The sequence below is a fragment of the Methylotenera sp. G11 genome (assembly GCF_000799735.1).
Taxonomy (GTDB): Bacteria; Pseudomonadota; Gammaproteobacteria; order Burkholderiales; family Methylophilaceae; genus Methylotenera.
This window is the reverse complement of record NZ_JUHH01000001.1, coordinates 95488-111624: the sequence shown is the minus strand read 5'-3', so window position 1 is coordinate 111624 and position 16137 is coordinate 95488. Positions and strand designations below refer to the sequence as shown.

The following is a 16137-nucleotide window of genomic DNA, read 5'->3' as shown; positions in this document are numbered from 1 at the left end:
ACGCCAGATCACCGTGCGGAAATCTGGCGTCATCGGAACCAACTACGTGATAACGCGTTACCAGCGGGTCGTTACGGAAACGCCTACCGTTCTTGGTGCTGCCCAGTAGACGCTGTCGCCATTGACACCCAATCCCGGATTGAATGCCGGCAGTGAATGGTTCTTGTATTCTTTATCGAAAAGATTATTCACATAACCTGTAAAGACATACTTGTCGTTATGGGTGGCGAACGAAAGCCTTGCATTTGCGAGTGTGTAACCATCCTGATTCAAGTGCTCACGCGCTTCAGACTGCGGGTCAACAAAGTAATACTGTTTACCCTGATAACGTGCATCTGCCGCGACAATGATTTTTCCGTACTGCACAGGGATCGTGTAATCAGCCGCGATCTGGGCTGTGACATGCGGAGAACGCACCAGGGAACGTCCTTTCAAATCGGCACCGCCGTTAAGCACATTCAGCTCATCATATTCGGTATCCAGCAGGCCCAGGCTTGCATTCACATGCAGGTTCTCGACAGGCAGCGCTTCGATTTCGAACTCCGCGCCATTCACAGTCGCCTTCTTGGCATTCTGCAGATAAGAAACGGTGGCGCCGGCATTGGCGTTATACCCGACCACGTTCACCTGCACATCCTGGTAATCGTAATGGAACAGGCTGGCATTGAAGTTAACCCGGCCTCCCAGCCATTCTGACTTGTAGCCGATCTCATACGCATTTAACTGCTCAGGTTTCACCGTATTCACCGCTGCAAGGCTGGTGGCGGCAGTATTAAAACCACCGGACTTCACGCCATGCGAATATTTTGCATACACGCGGTCATGCGGCGTGATCTTGTATTCAGGCGTGATGTCATAGGTAAACGCATTCCAGGTCTTGGAATCACTGCTGCTGAATGTACCGGAACCCAACGGGCCTGCTGCCGCATACGCGCCGGTGTAAGTATCCCACCACTGCGACAGGTTGCTCCATGTCCCCGCGCCTGTTGAGGCTTTCCTGTCCAGGTCATATTTTTTGGTCTCGCGCGTCCATCGCAAGCCCAATGTCGCATTCAGCTGGTCGGTAAAGTTATAGGTATTACTGCCGAACAATGCAAAACTCTCAGCCTTATGATTGAGGTCTGAGCTATTGTAAGTCGCGCCAGGCGGAGCGCCTGCCAGACCCGGCACTGAAGCGGACGGCAGCTTGGCGCCCTGCGTGGTGAAATCAATGTTTTCATTGAAATAATGTGCGCCGGCCAACCAGTTCCAGCGGTCTTCCCTGGGTGAAGCCAGCCTGATTTCCTGCGTGAACTGCCTGCTCTTGCCATCGGTATGTGACCTGGAAATCTCTAATGGCGTGTAGTCATTATCGGTCAGGATATTGGTTTCAAAATCTTCATAGGCGGTAATGGAAGTCAATGCATAGCGGCCAAGCTGCCATTTCAGGTTCAGGTTGATGCCGTTCTGGGTTGAGTCACTTGAATCCGGCGCATTCGTGCTGACATGCTTGATATCGGTATTCGGCGCATAGCCATTACGCACCACGCCGTTCGGCGCATAGCTTTTGGTAGTGGTGATGGCACCATCAGTCTCATATTTACGGTAATGCACATTCAGGAGCGCTTCCAGGTTCGGTGTCAGGATGGCTGACAACTGGCCGCGAATCGCCCCTTCACTCAGGCCGCCATCTTTACCGCCGGTAAAGTCATTTTTAAGGCGCCCATCCTGATCCTGCTGATAGAAAGAAACGCGTCCTGCCAGGCGTTCATCCAGAATCACACCGCCTACCCCGCCTTGCACGATCCTATCGTTATAGCTGCCATAATCAACCTTCACATAATTATCTTTGGCATCGGCGTTGAATGACGGTTTTTTTGAAACGACACTCACGGCGCCGCCGGTCGTGTTCTTGCCCCACAGCGTCCCTTGCGGACCGCGCAGTACTTCAACACGCTCCAGGTCAAACAAAGGAAACCCTGTCGCCGTGGCATTGCTGATATACACTTCATCCAGATAGAATCCGACCGGGCTCGCAAGGTCGAACTGCTGCTGTCCAGCGCCAACACCGCGGATCCACCAGCGTGGGCGACCGTGCAGCTGCGTGCCGGCAGAAGCGTTAGGTACATAGTTCAGCACTTCACTTGCAGAGCGCCCTACCCCCTGGTCTAAAAGATCCTTGCCATTCAGCGCGGTAATCGCAGTCTTGACTTCCTGTACGCTTTCTTCACGCTTCTGTGACGTCACCGTGACAGAAGGCAAAGCCGTGCCTTCTGCTTTTGTTTTGTCATCTAACTTTGTTTTGTCATCTATTGAGGATTTGTCTTGCGCCTGAATTGGCGCAGCTTCTTCTGCATAGGCATAGCCACCGTTTAAAACAACACCGGACCCGATTGCCAGTGCAATGGATACATGCTTGACCAATGGCTTTAATTTAAATTTACCGTGACGCTGGTAAGCGTGATTGATTGCTTCACTTCTCATTGAATACTCTCTTTACTGTTAATAAAATCTGCCTTGCGCTTGCATGCGCATCAACAAGAGAGATATTGCAGAATCTGTGCCAGTGGCAATCAAAATAATAACCAATTGATTTAATTGATTAAAAAAACCATAAACGCATTTTTTGGTTTTGGCTTGTGTTGTGCTGGCAACAGGGTATTGAACAACTGCTTGCTTAGAAACAGTAGCGTCATAGGCGCGTCGATGCATTGATTGCCTGGCTGGCGTAAAGATTGCCTGGCTGAGGCGTATAAAAAAATGCGGCGCATTTTCCAATGCACCGCATTCAATTGCCTGTAGATCAATTGTGCTTATCTGACGCTGCGCCAGCGCAGCAGATATTGACTCAGGCGAGACAGGCCCGCGTTCATCAGCAATCCCGTCAAGCCGATACTGGCAACCCCGATAATGACGATGTCCATCCTGGAGGCTTCCTGTGCGATCTGCATCAAGCCGCCAAGACCTGGCCCGGTAGAAAACAGCAGTTCAGTCCCCACCGTGGAAATCCAGGCAAAAGCCAAGGCCTGGGAAACCCCGGTCAGGATGGATGGCATCGCTGCCGGCAGCAGAACCTTCAGGAACAGCTGCAGGCGGTTTAACTTAAGTACGGAAGACACTTCTATCAATTTCTTTTCCACACCGCGCATGCCTTCATAAGTATTCAGCACTACCGGGTAGAACGCAGCCAGGCTAACAATCAGGATTTTTGAAGACAGGCCATTACCGAACCAGAGTGCGATCAAAGGAATCAACCCCAATAACGGCACTTGCCGCAGGGTGTGGTATAGCGGCCCGATCAATTTATCGGCGGTGGGTGAAACAGCCATGAGGCCGCCAACCAGCAAGCCTGTAATGCCTCCGATCAATAACCCGATAACCGTAGTCTGCAATGTCGCCGCCAGGTTGACCAGCAGCTCGCCGCTTGTGACCAGCTCCGAAAAACCAATCGCGATCTGCGACAAGGATACAAACGTATAAGCGTAAGCATCTCCCTGGCGCGACATGATTTCCCAGATTAAAGCCACGGCTATCGGCAGCCAGAGCCCGTTTACCTGCGACAGCCTGGATGTGAACTGTTTTATTTTTTTCATCGTGTTGTCCCTGACAATTCTGGCACTTCCAGAAAAAAGATTGAATTGATAAGAGTAGCCATTACCTGTATTTCCACTTCCCAAGGTGTGCTTCAACAGAACGCAAGCCGCGGTCTAGCAGGAAACCTATCAAACCGGTGACGAGCACGCCCACCAGCACGATGTCGATTCGGAACATTTGCCTGCCCATTTCCATCATCTGCCCGATGCCGCTATCGGCAGCGATCAGTTCGGCTGCCACCAGCACCATCCATGAACGGCCTAAAGCCAAACGGAACCCTGTCAGCACCGGTGGCGTCGTTGCCGGCAATACAATACGCGTAATCAAATGCCATGTTGGCAGCTGATATACCCTGGACACCTCAAAATATGTCCGCGGAATACCCTTGACTGCATCATAAGTTGCCAGCGTGACAGGGAAGAACGCAGCTTTTGCCACGACCACGATCTTGAATGTCTCTTCCACACCAAAAATCATGATCAGCATCGGGATAAAAGCAATGGTTGGTACCTGGCGTATCGCATTGAACGATGGCGCAAAGAAGCTATCCACTGATTTGAACAAGCCCATCAATACGCCAAACAGCAGGCCCAGGAAAGCACCGATAGCAAAACCCCAGCTTAACCGCAACAGGCTATCATGCAAGTGTGCAGGCAGTTCTCCGTTGGCCCAGAGTTCGTGGCCGGTTTCAAGAACGCCGGCCGGCGATACCAGAATCTGTTCCGGGAATATGCCGGCACGGCATACCCATGCCCAGATAAGCAGTAATAGCAGCGGCGATATAAAATACAGCGCATGCGTGCGGAAACGATTAGCCGGAACGCGTAAATCAATCATGACCAACCCCATTCATCAGGAAACTTTACCGGCGGTTTTTCTCGGCTGCCAGTAGCCTTCGAGCTTGAGTGTTTTGAGTGCTGCGTTTAAAAACCGTGGCTCAAACAGCTGGCTGACGTTCAGATCCTTGCGGATCAGATTGGCTTTGCGGCTGTATTGCGCCGCGTTTGCATAATGGTCTAGAACCAGATCATCGAACAGCGGGCTCCAGCGTGACTGCCATGTCGTAGAGTCATCGGCATATTCACGCCTGAAAACGTCTTCAGACTGACCGTTCTGGTTGGCTATTTTGAGATATTCATTAAAATTAGCCTGCTGCGATGTCCAATGGGCAGCTTTCACATAAGCAGTGGCCACCACCTGTGTAATGGCAGGGTTGCTGGCGATGAAGTCCCTGGCTCCCCATAACTCGGCGCGCATTTTCCAATCCTGAGTAGAAGATTTGGTTGACCATATGATCTTTCCGATCTTTTTATCTTCCAGCTGGAAGGCATCACTGAGCGTCACAAAAGCATCCACATTACCGGCAGCCAGCGCCGCGGCACCGGCACCCGGGTTAAGGTTGGATATCTTGAAATCAGAGAACTTCAATCCATTCGACTCGACATAGCGGGCAAATGTGATTTCCCACGGACGGCCGCGATGCAGGGCGATGCGTTTTCCTTTCAGGTCAGCCAGGCTTTTTGCAGTGGAGTTCGGGGATACAAGCAGGTATACATTATTGCCGCGTCCGCCTGGCACCACAATACGGGTCTCTACCCCGCCTGCATTCAGGATCACCGATGGCAGGTCGCCGTAACCGGCGAAATCGATGCTCTTATTGGCGAATGCCTCGTTAATCGTAACCCCCACGGATTGTGCCGTGACGGGAACCCAGGTCAGTTTTACCCCCTGTTTGGCGAGTTCATCCCTTAACCAGCCCTGCTTTTCTACAATTGCAGCGCTTCCATTCAAACCGATTTTACCGTTCACATTATAGGCAACGGTAGCGATCCTGACCTCCCTGGCGCTATCAGCCGCCTGCGCATCTGACAGCAATCCAAACACAAAAGAAATGGCCAGCAGGAATAAACCTGCCAAAGATATATTTTTTTTAATATTAAAAATCATTCTATTCTCACATTCAAAAACAAGATAAGGCCTGACGGAAGCAGGCCTTATGCAATCAGGCAGCACTGATCAGGCGCTTGCGGATCACTGCGTCAAAAGGCCGGGTATCGATCCAGTCATTCACATCGAATCGCTTGGGAATAAATTGCCAGCGATGCAGGAAGTTCACGAAATCCTGTAGTCCATCTACAGATTCCCGGGCAAAATCCGTACGCAGACGCAGATGTGCATCCTGCCCATAAGCAACGCTTACCCAATACTCGCTGCTGTTGGTCTCTTTGGCGAGGAAACGCCTTGTTTCATCAGGATGTTCATGTGCCCAGTCTTCGGCACGCAGCACCTGTTCGACAATGCGCTCCGCAGCATCAAAGTGGTTCTCAATCAGGCTGGCATCAACCGTGAGCGTGCGCGGCGTACCATTATTGGCACGTATCAGCGGATCAGGATGCACACCGGTATCAATGACCGTAACCAGGTTAAATTGATATGCCAGCGCCGCGGCACTGGCGCCTTTCAGGAAGATCGCATCGACTTCGCCGCGCAGCAGGCCAATCAGCTCGTCATTACGGCTGCCTGACTGGCTGCCGAAGATATAGCTGCCATCTTCGCTTTTTTTGGCCGGCGCATCGCTGTAGCCGCTATCAATCACATAGTCCACGAGCTCAACATCACTCACGGCCAGACCTTCCAGACTGAGCGCGTTTTCGAGACCGCGCAATGCCTGGGCACGCACAAAATCAATCTGCACATTCACCCATTTCGGCAAACCGAATTTACGCCCTTTCAGATCCTTGACATGACGTATTCCTGAACCGGGCAGTGTCAGGATCAGCTGCGTTTCGTCTGCCCATGAGAGACCGATCACTTTGGTTTCACGGCCAGCTGAACGTGCCCATATCGCAGGGATATTGCCACCATGCCTGACTGAATTGGCCAGCGTATGATCAAAATGCGATTCACGCACTGATTGATCGGCGGATTCGCGCAGTGATCTGATGGTTGTGGCTTTTGCGCGGAAGCTCTCTTCCAGCCAGCCTTTCTGCACGGCGATCCCCAATCCTGTCGGCACAGGGCAGCGTGTATACCAAAGCGTATCTAAGACTTTACTCATGAATCTCTCCTAAGTTATATAAATGCAGGCCCGTGCCTGATGTTGTATTTATTTACATATAGGCATGAGCACACTTCGTGCCATAAAAATAAATAAATAAAAATCAACAACTTATAAAAAAATAGATTGAAAGACGATTGCCAGCTGCTGGATAAAATACAGCGGATATGCGCAAAGGGCAGCAGCCCTGCTGTACAGGCAGCAGATTCGACATGCTGCTAATTCAACAGCATGTTTTTAACAACTGCTGCTTAAACAGCAAACCAAGCCCGCGACCCCATGTCAAAAAATGTTAACCATATGATTTAAATGATAAAAATATATTGGCATAGCGATTGCTGTATAGGTTTATCGCCATTTATGGCTATTGTTTATCGGTATGGAGAATCAAAGGCATGACAACATATAACGTAGCTATCAGCCTCGACAAAAGAGCGGCGCCTTCAGCGAGGGTTCAGATAGCGGCAAATTACCATTCAGGAGCCAGTAACGCTGAAGGTTCTGGCATCGAAGGGAGCCATCAGGAAATTAATGATGCTTCTTTGCTCATTCAAGATGTCAGCAAGAGCTATCAGCTGCATGATGTGTCTTTGAATGTCCTGAATGGTATTCACCTGGAAATCAAGCCTGGCGAGTTCCTTTCCATCGTCGGTGCCAGCGGATGCGGCAAATCCACACTGCTCAGGCTGATAGCAGGGCTGGATACCAGCTATACCGGATCCATCATTTATCAGGGTCAGGCCATTACCGGCACCGATCTAAGCCGGGGCATAGTATTTCAGGAACACCGCTTATTCCCCTGGCTCACGGTTGAAGAAAATATTGCACTGGCTTTCACTGCAACCGACGTCTCCAGGGAAGAGCGCAAGCTGCGCGTGGCAAAACAGATCAGCACGGTAGGCCTGAATGGATTCGAAAAAGCCTATCCGCACCAGATATCAGGCGGCATGTCACAGCGGGTCGCGATTGCCAGAGCCCTTGTTCTGAAGCCGAAACTATTGTTGCTGGATGAGCCTTTCGGTGCACTGGACGCACTTACCCGCCTCAAATTGCAGCAGGAACTGCAGCGCCTGTGGGAACATGAAGGCCTGACTACTATCCTGGTAACGCACGATGTTGAGGAGGCTGTGTTTCTCGGCGACCGTATCGTGGTCATGGAATCCCATCCTGGCCGCATCCGGCGTATCGTTCCGGTGCCGCTGGCCCGGCCACGCGACAGGTCATCTTTTTTATTCCAGAGCATCAAGGCTGATGTCATGGCTGATTTTGCAATCGTCGAGGTTGAGTGATGCGATCTGTAAATAAACGCATTTGGCAGGAGAGATAGCATGGCAACATTCACAAACGCTACAGCGACATTTTATGAGCTTGATGAAAACAGCGCCGTGGCGACTTCAAATAAGCCTGAAGCTGCGGCAAGACGGACAGCGGCACCAGGCGATCTGCATCCTGACAAAGAGGCTGGTCACGCAATTCCTGCCGGCCGCAGCACCTGGGCTTTGGCTGGCCTGACCGTTTTACTGCATGGTGCTGCGGTGCTTGCATACCTGAACTACCCGGAATCAACAACCGTTCCGCAGCCTAAGGTCAACAAAGTCGAAATTGAGTTTATCAAACCCCAGCCGCCCGAGGTAGTTGAACCGCCGAAACCACCACCGCCGCCACCGCCTAAAGTGATCAAACAGGCGCCGCCGCCCGTGGCCAAACCGGCGCCTGCCCTGCGTACTGCCGCCGCGCAGGAGAATGCAGCACCCGCCGCCATTACCGTGCCTGAGAACCGTGAGGCTCCGGTCAGTAGCGCACCTGTGGTTGCTGCCGCACCGGTGCCTGAGGCTCCGCAAGCTGTGAAGGCAGAAGAGCCCGTTACCGAGGCAATCGGCAACGCGGCGTATTTAAACAACCCGTCCCCGGACTATCCTGCATTCGCGCAACGCCAGGGTTGGGAAGGAAAAGTATTGCTGCGCGTTCACGTGCTGGCAAGCGGTAAGCCAGACAAAGTGGAAATAAAACAATCCAGTGGCCGCAAAACCCTGGATGAATCAGCACTTACTGCCGTCAGAAACTGGACATTCATTCCTTCCAAACGTGGCAGCACTGCCATCGATGGCTGGGCGACTGTCCCTATTGAATTCAAACTAGCTAAATAAAGGTGATATAACAATGTTTAATTTTTCTTCTTCTACATCAATCGTGGTTCAGGGCGTGCTTTTCACGCTGATCGCAGGATCGGTCATCACCTGGACACTGATACTCGCCAAATCATTGCAGGTATGGCTGATACGTAAACAGAACGTCAGGTTCCGCGCCGCGTTCTGGAGCGCGCCTGATTTTAAATCCGCAGCGAGCCTGGAAAGCCACAATGGCCCGGCGTTCAGGGTGGCCACGGTAGGTTTTAACGCGCTGAAGGATATCGATTCAAACTCAGCCAATGATTTACAGCATTTCGGTGACAGGCAGGAAGTGCTGGAACGTGCGCTGCGTCAGCAGATACAAAAAGAGCGCGTCACACGTGAGAGCGGATTGGTCGTGCTTGCCAGCATCGGCAGCACGGCACCTTTTGTGGGTCTGTTCGGCACCGTCTGGGGCATCATGCATGCACTGACTGAAATCAGCAAGACCGGTTCTGCCAGCCTTGACGTGGTTGCCGGGCCGATCGGTGAAGCGCTGATTGCCACTGCGGTCGGTATCGCTGTGGCTGTACCGGCGGTGCTGGCCTATAACTTTTTCCTGCGCAGGCTAAAAACCAGCAGCAACAACCTGGATGACTTTGCTGAAGACTTTATCACATTGTCACGTAAAGCAACGTTCAGGAAGAATGTTGAAGCGGTTGCCGCTTCAACTGAAAAATCGGTGGTGCATAGCCTGAAAGGAGCGATAGCATAATGGCTTTCTCATCTCAAAGTGATGGCGATGACGTTCTGAGCGAGATCAACGTGACGCCCTTGGTGGATGTCATGCTGGTGCTGCTGGTGGTGTTTATCGTCACGGCGCCGCTGCTGAATAATGCGATCCACGTGAACCTGCCCAAGACCGCGGCGACCAAAGAACCCGATCCAGGTAAACCGGTGACGATCAGCGTAAATGCTGAAGGCAATGTTTACATCGACAAACAGGCCGTGACACTTGCAGCACTTGAACCGGAACTGAAATCGAGACACGACGCCAACCCTGAGCTGGTATACCACCTGAGTTCAGACGAGTCCGTTAAATACGGGTCCGTAGCCAAAGTAATGGCTGCGATTGAACGGTCCGGCATCACCAAGCTTGCGGTAATAACGCAATCCAATTAAAACAGCCGCAATGAACCAATAAAAAGCCCATGCGGGGAATGCATGGGCTTTTTTACATCAACCGCTACAACCGTTAAGCTGCGAGTGCCTGTGCGGCCTTGTGATCCAATAAATTAAACGCCTGATTAACCGCAGTATCGATCCTGCTTTCTATGGCATCGCTATTCAGCCGGTAATCTATGAACTCATTATCACGTGCATATATTGCGGTGGGCGCCGTTGCCACACCAAAGAAACTGGCCAGTGGCCTTAGCTGATACTCCAGCACCAGCGCATGCTGGTCTGTACCGCCAGTGGCAGCCAGGATCGCAACCTTGCCAGTCAGCTTTTTAGGATCCAGCAAGTCAAAGAAGTGTTTTAACAGCCCGGTATATGAGGCTTTGTATACTGGAGTGCCAATGACAATCAGATCAGCGGCTTCAATCGCCTGATAGGCATCCGACAGTACCTGCGGGAAGTTTTCATAACTCACCGTGCTGCCAAGCTCAGCTGCAAACTGGGCAATATCGATCAGCGTGGGTTTGGTGTGCGCTTTCTGCGCAGCTTGCTGCGTTATATTCTCAACCAAAGCCCTGGTGCGGGAAGGCGCACTGATATTTCCTGATATACCAACGATTTTCATTTTTTAATCCTTATGCAAATAATGCGTCATTAAGTTAAACATAGCCATGCTATCCATCAATAGGGTTAGCACGATCCGTGCCCGGATAAAATGACTGAAACAGTAGGTTTCTGCTGAATTCTTAGCTAAAAAAAAACACCTCTGCTCATTTGGAAGCAGAGGTGTTGCAAAGCTAACAAAGGGTATTTCCAGATTATTGAATCACGCCGAACTGCTTAAGGAGCGTGCGTAATATATTTCTGCTGATGCCAAGCACCCTGGCTGTCTGCACCTGGTTCTCCCTGCAATATGCGTAAGCGCCGAGCACTAATTTACGGTTAACGGTCTCATACAGTTTCTCAGGCTCATGCTGAATCATTTCAGCCAGGGCTTTATCCAATGTGCATGTTTGCTGGTTTACCGAATGGGATCCTGCTTCGTGCACAGCACCGGCTGAAGATGTGCCTGAACCCAGCTGTATTGACGGCAAGTTCAGGTCACGCGGGCGCAGTTCGATGCCATCACTGACCAGCAGTGCCCGGTGAATCACGTTTTCCAGCTCGCGTATGTTGCCCGGCCATGGATACTGGTGCAGCAACTGTATGGTTTCAGCTGATAATGCAGGCTGCCTGGTTTGCAGCCTGCTTTTATAGATGGATAAAAAATGCTCTGCTAGCGGCAGAATGTCGCCAGGCCGATTGCGCAACGGCGCGATCTGAATAGGCACGACATTGATCCGATAGTACAAGTCCTCCCTAAAGCGCCCGGCTTTGACCGCATCTTCCAGGTTCACATTGGTTGCGGCCACCAGCCTTACATCAATGGGTATCGCCTTTCTGGAACCAACACGCACGATCTCACGCTGCTGGATCACACGCAATAATTTGACCTGCGTCGACAAGGGAAGATCACCGATTTCATCCAGAAACAATGTGCCGCCGTTTGCACTTTCAAACCATCCTTGTTTACTGGCAATCGCACCGGTAAAAGAACCTTTCTCATGTCCAAACAATTCACTTTCGACCAAAGACTCCGAGAATGCGCCGCAATTGATGGCTGCAAATGGCCCGTACCTTCTGGGGCTTAGCGCATGCAAATGCCGTGCGACCAACTCTTTACCGGTTCCCGTTTCTCCCATGATGAAAGCAGTCACGTCACTGGGGGCAACGCGTTCAATCAAAGAAAGCAGCTTACGTGATTCAGCATCCTCAAAAACTAGGGCGCTTGCCCTTATGGATAAGCTTACCTGGCTTGGATTCTTGAATGTGATAACGGAAGGGCCGCTTAATGCTTTATATTCTGCCTCACCATAATCATTAAATGCGATATGTCCCATAAAGTGCTCCAATTGAATTTGGCACGATAATATAATGGGTTGCTTATAACTTTTAATAATTATATTTTATATGTTTATAACCATAACGTAAAAATACAGATCGCCATCAACTATCCGATTGTCCACTCCGGCCTGATGAGTGACGGCATTCAAATCAATCCCATGCGCTGCGCCGAGAGCGCGGCTTCAGCACGGGATGAAATATTTAATTTCCGGTATATATTTTTCACAGTTGTGGTCGCAGGTTAATTTGCAAGATAGGCGCGCATGGATTCATGCTGACCAAGCCAAAGGTAAACGAGCTATTCCTGTACCTTTGTCTACAGAAGCATTAGAAGTGCTGCGTAAAGAACGTTTTAAACATCCTACACATGTTTTTACGTTCAGAGGCAAGCCTATTACACAAGTTAATACAAAGGCTTGGCAGGCTGCTTTAAGACGTGCACAGATTGTAGATTTTAGATGGCCTGACTTACGTCATACATGGGCAAGCTGGCATGTGCAAAACGGCACGCCGATATATGTGTTAAAAGAACTAGGCGGCTGGGCTGATATGGACATGGTGCAGAAGTACGCACATTTATCACCCAGTCATTTATCAGAGCATGTTGAGAACGTTTCTGGAATTATTAGAAGCGGTGTAAAAGAGGAAGTTACGAATCAGCTACGTTTAGGCTAAATAAAAAAAGCCACTCATTTAGAATGGCTTGTTTACTTGGTCGGGACGGTGTGATTCGAACACACGACCCCTTGCACCCCATGCAAGTACGCTACCAGGCTGCGCTACGCCCCGAACCGTTGTTACATTTTCATGCAACAGGCGGCATTATAGCGTAAAGCGCAGTTCTCATGAATCCGCAGCAAGAAATAAATACTGAAACGCTCAAGACGTGCGCAGATCTGCCCCTGTACGCAGCAGGTTTAAAATTGAACGCAATTCTGCCTTAACGGATGCAAAATCAAAATGACCCTGCTCCGCACCCACTGGCCGCAACGCCAAATCAGGCTGAGTCGACAGGCCGGCTGCATCTTTGCCATTGGCAGATGTCTCTGAATGCAAGTGCAGGTCGCTCTCTTTGAAATCGCCATCATCAAGGCGATGGCGTGCGCCGCTGATCGTGAACCCTTGCTCATACAGCAGCTCACGGATACGACGGATCAGCAGCACTTCATGATGCTGGTAGTAACGGCGATTCCCGCGGCGCTTCACCGGCTTGAGCTGTGTGAACTCCTGCTCCCAATACCTCAGCACGTGAGGCTTGACACCGCACAGCTCACTGACTTCACCGATGGTAAAGTAACGTTTTGCTGGGATAGGCGGCAATTGTAGCTTGGCGGATTGCTCGATCATACTTGCGACTTTCTCACTTGCTTACGAAATAAATTAGGAGAACATCAAAATGCTTTAAAAACTAATATTCAACAACGATTTCAGTACACGGACACTTTAACTGGCAAAGTTTGCGTCAACTTTGCTTTTTAACTTCTGGCTGGCGTGGAAAGTCACTACGCGACGTGCCGTAATTGGTATTTCCTCACCGGTTTTTGGATTACGGCCTGGTCGTTCGGATTTTTTGCGTAATTCAAAATTACCAAAACCTGATAATTTAACACTATCCCCTGCTTCTAACGCGATGCGCACTTCTTCGAAAAACGCTTCAACCATATCCTTGGCTTCACGTTTATTTAACCCAACTTGCTCATACAATAAATCAGCAAGTTCAGCTTTTGTTAAAGTCATACTACACTCCCATTTTTCAAAGCAATAACGATTTTTTTATATTTAAATATTCATTGATAAAGTTTGCAGCAAACTTTTCGCAGCGGCAAACTTCAAGTGAAATTCAAACAACCCTGACAACAGGATATTTTTTTGGTTTCTGGTGTCTTTTTATTTAGTTTCTGAGTGCCGCATCAAAATTATTCTGCAATAACTGGAGCAAATTAGTAATGACTGTATCGGCATCGCTATCTGTCAGAGTTTTTTGAGTATCGTGCATAAGTACTGATAATGCAAGGCTTTTTTTGTTATCAGCGATACCTTTACCCTGGTACAAATCGAACAGTGCAACATCCAGAAGCAGCGGAATATTGGCTTTCCTGATCGTGCTTAATACGGCTTCCGCTGCAATCGTTTCATCCAGCACAATCGCAACATCCCGACGAATCGGCAACAGTTTTGACACTTCCTGATAAGCCGGCAACTGACGGTTCAGCGCAGCGTTCGCATCCAGTTCGAACAGGTACGCGCTTTTAGGCAGATCATAATGCTGCTGCCATTTCGGATGCAGTTTACCCAGCCAGCCGATTGCTTTACCGTTCAGCAGAATGCGTGCTGTCTGGCCTGGGTGCAGGGCACTGTGTTCGGCCTTTTCATAACTGCATTCCTGACCAACCAAAGCGCTGACATTGGCTTTTACATCAAAGAAATCAACCTCAGTGTTACCGACAGCCCATTGCTCAGGTTTTGCACTGCCATAAGCCAGGCCGGAAATACGGGCGGTCTCCTGGTATGCGCCATCAGCCTGATGGAACACTGCGCCGATTTCAAACAGGTACGCACGATCCTGCTTGCGGTTCAGGTTATAGCCCAGCGTATCCAGCAGGCCGCCCCATAAACTGGTGCGCATGACGCTTAAATTGCTGGCAATCGGGTTTTTAAGCTTGATTGGCGTATGGTTGCCTAACAGGTCACGTTCCCAGCTTTCATCCACAAAGCTGTAAGTCACCACTTCCTGATAGCCTGCTGCAACCAGCGTATCACGCACCTGGTTCAGGTGCAGTTGGCGCTCAGGCGCAGCCAGCATGCTCAATGCGGCAACCGGCGCTGTTGCAGGAATGTGGTCATAGCCATGCAAACGCGCCACTTCTTCAATCAGGTCTTCTTCGATCGTAATGTCAAAGCGATAGCTAGGCGGCGTCACGGTAAAAACATCACCAGCCACAGTATACGCAAAACCAAGCTGGCTCAGTAACTGAGCGACTTTTTCCTGCGCGAAAGGAATACCCAATACAGAAACCAGTCGAGGCATTCTTAACTGCACAGCCTGACGTACCGGCAATGCGCCAAGCACTTCAGTGACCGCACCGGCACTGCCGCCGCAAATCTGCAGGATCAACGCTGTGGCATACTCAAGCGCATTGCGTGTGTTGCCAAAATCAACCCCACGCTCAAAACGATAGGATGAATCCGTGCTTAATCCTAGCCGACGCGCCTTGCCCGCAATCACGGACGGCACAAAGAATGCGCTCTCCAGAAATACATCTACAGTTTCGTCACTCACGGATGTAGGCTTGCCGCCCATGATCCCTGCCAGGGCAACAGCACCTTGGGCATCTGCAATCACCAGGTCATCAGCTTTCAGTTCAATTGTTGCGTCATTCAACAACTCCAGCGGCTCGCCTGTTTTTGCAAAACGCACATTGATGTCGCCATTGAGCTTGGCTGCATCAAACGCATGCATAGGTTGCCCCAAGGCCAACAGCACATAGTTGGTAATATCAACAACCGCGCTGATGCTGCGCAAGCCGCTGCGCTCCAGGCGTTTCACCATCCAGGCCGGCGTTGCAGCTTTGGCGTTGATGCCAGCTACCAAACGGCCAGCATAGCGCGGACAGGCTGCCTGTTCGGCTACAGTCACATTTTTAGTTTGCGGCAACGCAACGGCAACCGGGCTGATTGCTTCAAACCGTGTTGCAGCACCAGTAATAGCACCTACATCACGGGCAATACCGGTAATGCTCAGGCAGTCGCTGCGATTAGGGGTCAGTTTCAGTGTAAACAGATGATCGTTCAAATCCAGATGCTCGCGAATATCCTGTCCGACAACAGCATCACTATCAAGCTCCAGCAAGCCTGTCGCTTCAGCGGTAAGGCCCAGCTCTTTGGATGAGCACATCATGCCGAATGACTCAACACCACGCACTTTGGCTTGCTTGATTGAAAAACCCGGCAACTCAGCACCTACCATTGCGCATGGCGCCAGCAAACCGGCACGGGCATTGGCAGCGCCGCAGACAATCTGCAAAGGTTCAGCCAAACCCACATCCACTTTGCACACCTGCAAACGGTCAGCATCAGGATGTTTTTCGGCGGAAACAATTCTGGCAACAACAACCTTGCTGAAAGACGCAGCGACCGGCTGCATCTCTTCCACTTCCAGCCCGGCCATGGTTAAAGCGTGGCTCAGTGCCTCGCTATCTAAATTGGTGTCAACTAAACTTCGTAACCAGTTTTCTGAAAATTGCATAATGCTTTAATGCCTTATAGTGATAAACG

At 50.5% G+C, this 16137-nt stretch carries 16 protein-coding genes and 1 tRNA gene; 5 read left to right on the top strand and 12 right to left on the bottom strand.

Annotated features, from left to right (window positions below; genetic code table 11):
* Positions 1-57: 57 nt before the first annotated feature.
* The 6 genes from GQ51_RS00570 to GQ51_RS00545 form a co-directional block, all read right to left on the bottom strand.
* Positions 58-2463 carry a TonB-dependent receptor gene (locus GQ51_RS00570; protein ID WP_047548472.1) on the bottom strand — a complete coding sequence of 802 codons (2406 nt, stop codon included), beginning with the start codon at positions 2461-2463 and terminating at the stop codon, positions 58-60.
* A gap of 18 nt (positions 2464-2481) precedes the next feature.
* Positions 2482-2691: a hypothetical protein gene (locus GQ51_RS00565; RefSeq protein WP_235276129.1), complete on the bottom strand. Its 210-nt coding sequence runs from the start codon at positions 2689-2691 to the stop codon at positions 2482-2484.
* A 101-nt stretch (positions 2692-2792) separates the two neighbouring features.
* Positions 2793-3572: an ABC transporter permease gene (locus GQ51_RS00560; RefSeq protein ID WP_052177622.1), complete on the bottom strand. Its 780-nt coding sequence runs from the start codon at positions 3570-3572 to the stop codon at positions 2793-2795.
* Between the two features lie 61 nt (positions 3573-3633).
* Complete coding sequence (locus tag GQ51_RS00555) at positions 3634-4410, bottom strand: ABC transporter permease (protein ID WP_052177832.1); 777 nt, start codon at positions 4408-4410, stop codon at positions 3634-3636.
* 15 nt (positions 4411-4425) lie between these two features.
* Positions 4426-5490, bottom strand: a complete 1065-nt coding sequence (locus tag GQ51_RS00550; protein WP_235276128.1) for an ABC transporter substrate-binding protein — start codon at positions 5488-5490, stop codon at positions 4426-4428.
* An 85-nt stretch (positions 5491-5575) separates the two neighbouring features.
* Positions 5576-6631 (bottom strand): ABC transporter substrate-binding protein, encoded by a 1056-nt coding sequence (locus GQ51_RS00545; RefSeq protein ID WP_047548466.1) that lies wholly within the window; start codon positions 6629-6631, stop codon positions 5576-5578.
* A 395-nt stretch (positions 6632-7026) separates the two neighbouring features.
* Here GQ51_RS00545 and GQ51_RS00540 point away from each other — a divergent pair, with 395 nt between their 5' ends.
* Genes GQ51_RS00540 through GQ51_RS00525 form a run of 4 tightly spaced genes read left to right on the top strand, consistent with a single transcriptional unit; the run spans position 7027 to position 9921 of the window.
* Positions 7027-7920, top strand: a complete 894-nt coding sequence (locus GQ51_RS00540; protein ID WP_081987057.1) for an ABC transporter ATP-binding protein — start codon at positions 7027-7029, stop codon at positions 7918-7920.
* 39 nt (positions 7921-7959) lie between these two features.
* Positions 7960-8778, top strand: coding sequence for an energy transducer TonB (locus tag GQ51_RS00535; protein WP_081987056.1), 819 nt, complete (start codon positions 7960-7962; stop codon positions 8776-8778).
* 13 nt (positions 8779-8791) lie between these two features.
* On the top strand, positions 8792-9514 hold the full coding sequence (locus tag GQ51_RS00530; RefSeq protein WP_047548463.1) for a MotA/TolQ/ExbB proton channel family protein: 723 nt from the start codon (positions 8792-8794) through the stop codon (positions 9512-9514).
* Positions 9514-9921 (top strand): ExbD/TolR family protein, encoded by a 408-nt coding sequence (locus GQ51_RS00525; protein WP_047548460.1) that lies wholly within the window; start codon positions 9514-9516, stop codon positions 9919-9921. The genes GQ51_RS00530 and GQ51_RS00525 overlap by 1 nt, the downstream gene beginning before the upstream one ends.
* 73 nt (positions 9922-9994) lie before the next feature.
* Here GQ51_RS00525 and GQ51_RS00520 read toward each other — a convergent pair whose 3' ends face one another.
* Both GQ51_RS00520 and GQ51_RS00515 read right to left on the bottom strand, forming a co-directional pair.
* On the bottom strand, positions 9995-10543 hold the full coding sequence (locus GQ51_RS00520) for an NAD(P)H-dependent oxidoreductase (protein WP_047548457.1): 549 nt from the start codon (positions 10541-10543) through the stop codon (positions 9995-9997).
* 193 nt (positions 10544-10736) lie between these two features.
* Entirely contained in the window at positions 10737-11858 is a 1122-nt protein-coding gene (locus GQ51_RS00515; RefSeq protein WP_047548454.1) for a sigma-54 interaction domain-containing protein, read from the bottom strand.
* 196 nt (positions 11859-12054) lie between these two features.
* Here GQ51_RS00515 and GQ51_RS00510 point away from each other — a divergent pair, with 196 nt between their 5' ends.
* The gene (locus GQ51_RS00510; protein ID WP_052177620.1) at positions 12055-12537 is read left to right on the top strand and encodes a site-specific integrase; all 483 of its coding nucleotides are present in this window, start codon (positions 12055-12057) and stop codon (positions 12535-12537) included.
* Between the two features lie 37 nt (positions 12538-12574).
* Here the strand turns inward: GQ51_RS00510 and GQ51_RS00505 are convergent.
* From GQ51_RS00505 to pheT, 4 genes are all read right to left on the bottom strand, one after another.
* Positions 12575-12651: transfer RNA gene (locus GQ51_RS00505), tRNA-Pro, on the bottom strand.
* 90 nt (positions 12652-12741) lie between these two features.
* Positions 12742-13209, bottom strand: a complete 468-nt coding sequence (locus GQ51_RS00500; RefSeq protein ID WP_047548451.1) for a MerR family transcriptional regulator — start codon at positions 13207-13209, stop codon at positions 12742-12744.
* A gap of 96 nt (positions 13210-13305) precedes the next feature.
* Entirely contained in the window at positions 13306-13599 is a 294-nt protein-coding gene (locus tag GQ51_RS00495) for an integration host factor subunit alpha (RefSeq protein ID WP_047548449.1), read from the bottom strand.
* Between the two features lie 154 nt (positions 13600-13753).
* On the bottom strand, positions 13754-16108 hold the full coding sequence (gene pheT / locus GQ51_RS00490; RefSeq protein ID WP_047548445.1) for a phenylalanine--tRNA ligase subunit beta: 2355 nt from the start codon (positions 16106-16108) through the stop codon (positions 13754-13756).
* Positions 16109-16137 lie beyond the last annotated feature (29 nt).

Coding starts and splice junctions, on each gene's coding strand:
- GQ51_RS00555 (WP_052177832.1), bottom strand. CDS start 4,410: ATGATTGATTTACGCGTTCCGGCTAATCGTTTCCGCACGCATGCGCTG.
- GQ51_RS00545 (WP_047548466.1), bottom strand. CDS start 6,631: ATGAGTAAAGTCTTAGATACGCTTTGGTATACACGCTGCCCTGTGCCG.
- GQ51_RS00495 (WP_047548449.1), bottom strand. CDS start 13,599: ATGACTTTAACAAAAGCTGAACTTGCTGATTTATTGTATGAGCAAGTT.
- pheT (WP_047548445.1), bottom strand. CDS start 16,108: ATGCAATTTTCAGAAAACTGGTTACGAAGTTTAGTTGACACCAATTTA.
- GQ51_RS00520 (WP_047548457.1), bottom strand. CDS start 10,543: ATGAAAATCGTTGGTATATCAGGAAATATCAGTGCGCCTTCCCGCACC.
- GQ51_RS00500 (WP_047548451.1), bottom strand. CDS start 13,209: ATGATCGAGCAATCCGCCAAGCTACAATTGCCGCCTATCCCAGCAAAA.
- GQ51_RS00565 (WP_235276129.1), bottom strand. CDS start 2,691: ATGCATCGACGCGCCTATGACGCTACTGTTTCTAAGCAAGCAGTTGTT.
- GQ51_RS00540 (WP_081987057.1), top strand. CDS start 7,027: ATGACAACATATAACGTAGCTATCAGCCTCGACAAAAGAGCGGCGCCT.
- GQ51_RS00515 (WP_047548454.1), bottom strand. CDS start 11,858: ATGGGACATATCGCATTTAATGATTATGGTGAGGCAGAATATAAAGCA.
- GQ51_RS00560 (WP_052177622.1), bottom strand. CDS start 3,572: ATGAAAAAAATAAAACAGTTCACATCCAGGCTGTCGCAGGTAAACGGG.
- GQ51_RS00530 (WP_047548463.1), top strand. CDS start 8,792: ATGTTTAATTTTTCTTCTTCTACATCAATCGTGGTTCAGGGCGTGCTT.
- GQ51_RS00570 (WP_047548472.1), bottom strand. CDS start 2,463: ATGAGAAGTGAAGCAATCAATCACGCTTACCAGCGTCACGGTAAATTT.
- GQ51_RS00525 (WP_047548460.1), top strand. CDS start 9,514: ATGGCTTTCTCATCTCAAAGTGATGGCGATGACGTTCTGAGCGAGATC.
- GQ51_RS00535 (WP_081987056.1), top strand. CDS start 7,960: ATGGCAACATTCACAAACGCTACAGCGACATTTTATGAGCTTGATGAA.
- GQ51_RS00510 (WP_052177620.1), top strand. CDS start 12,055: ATGAAATATTTAATTTCCGGTATATATTTTTCACAGTTGTGGTCGCAG.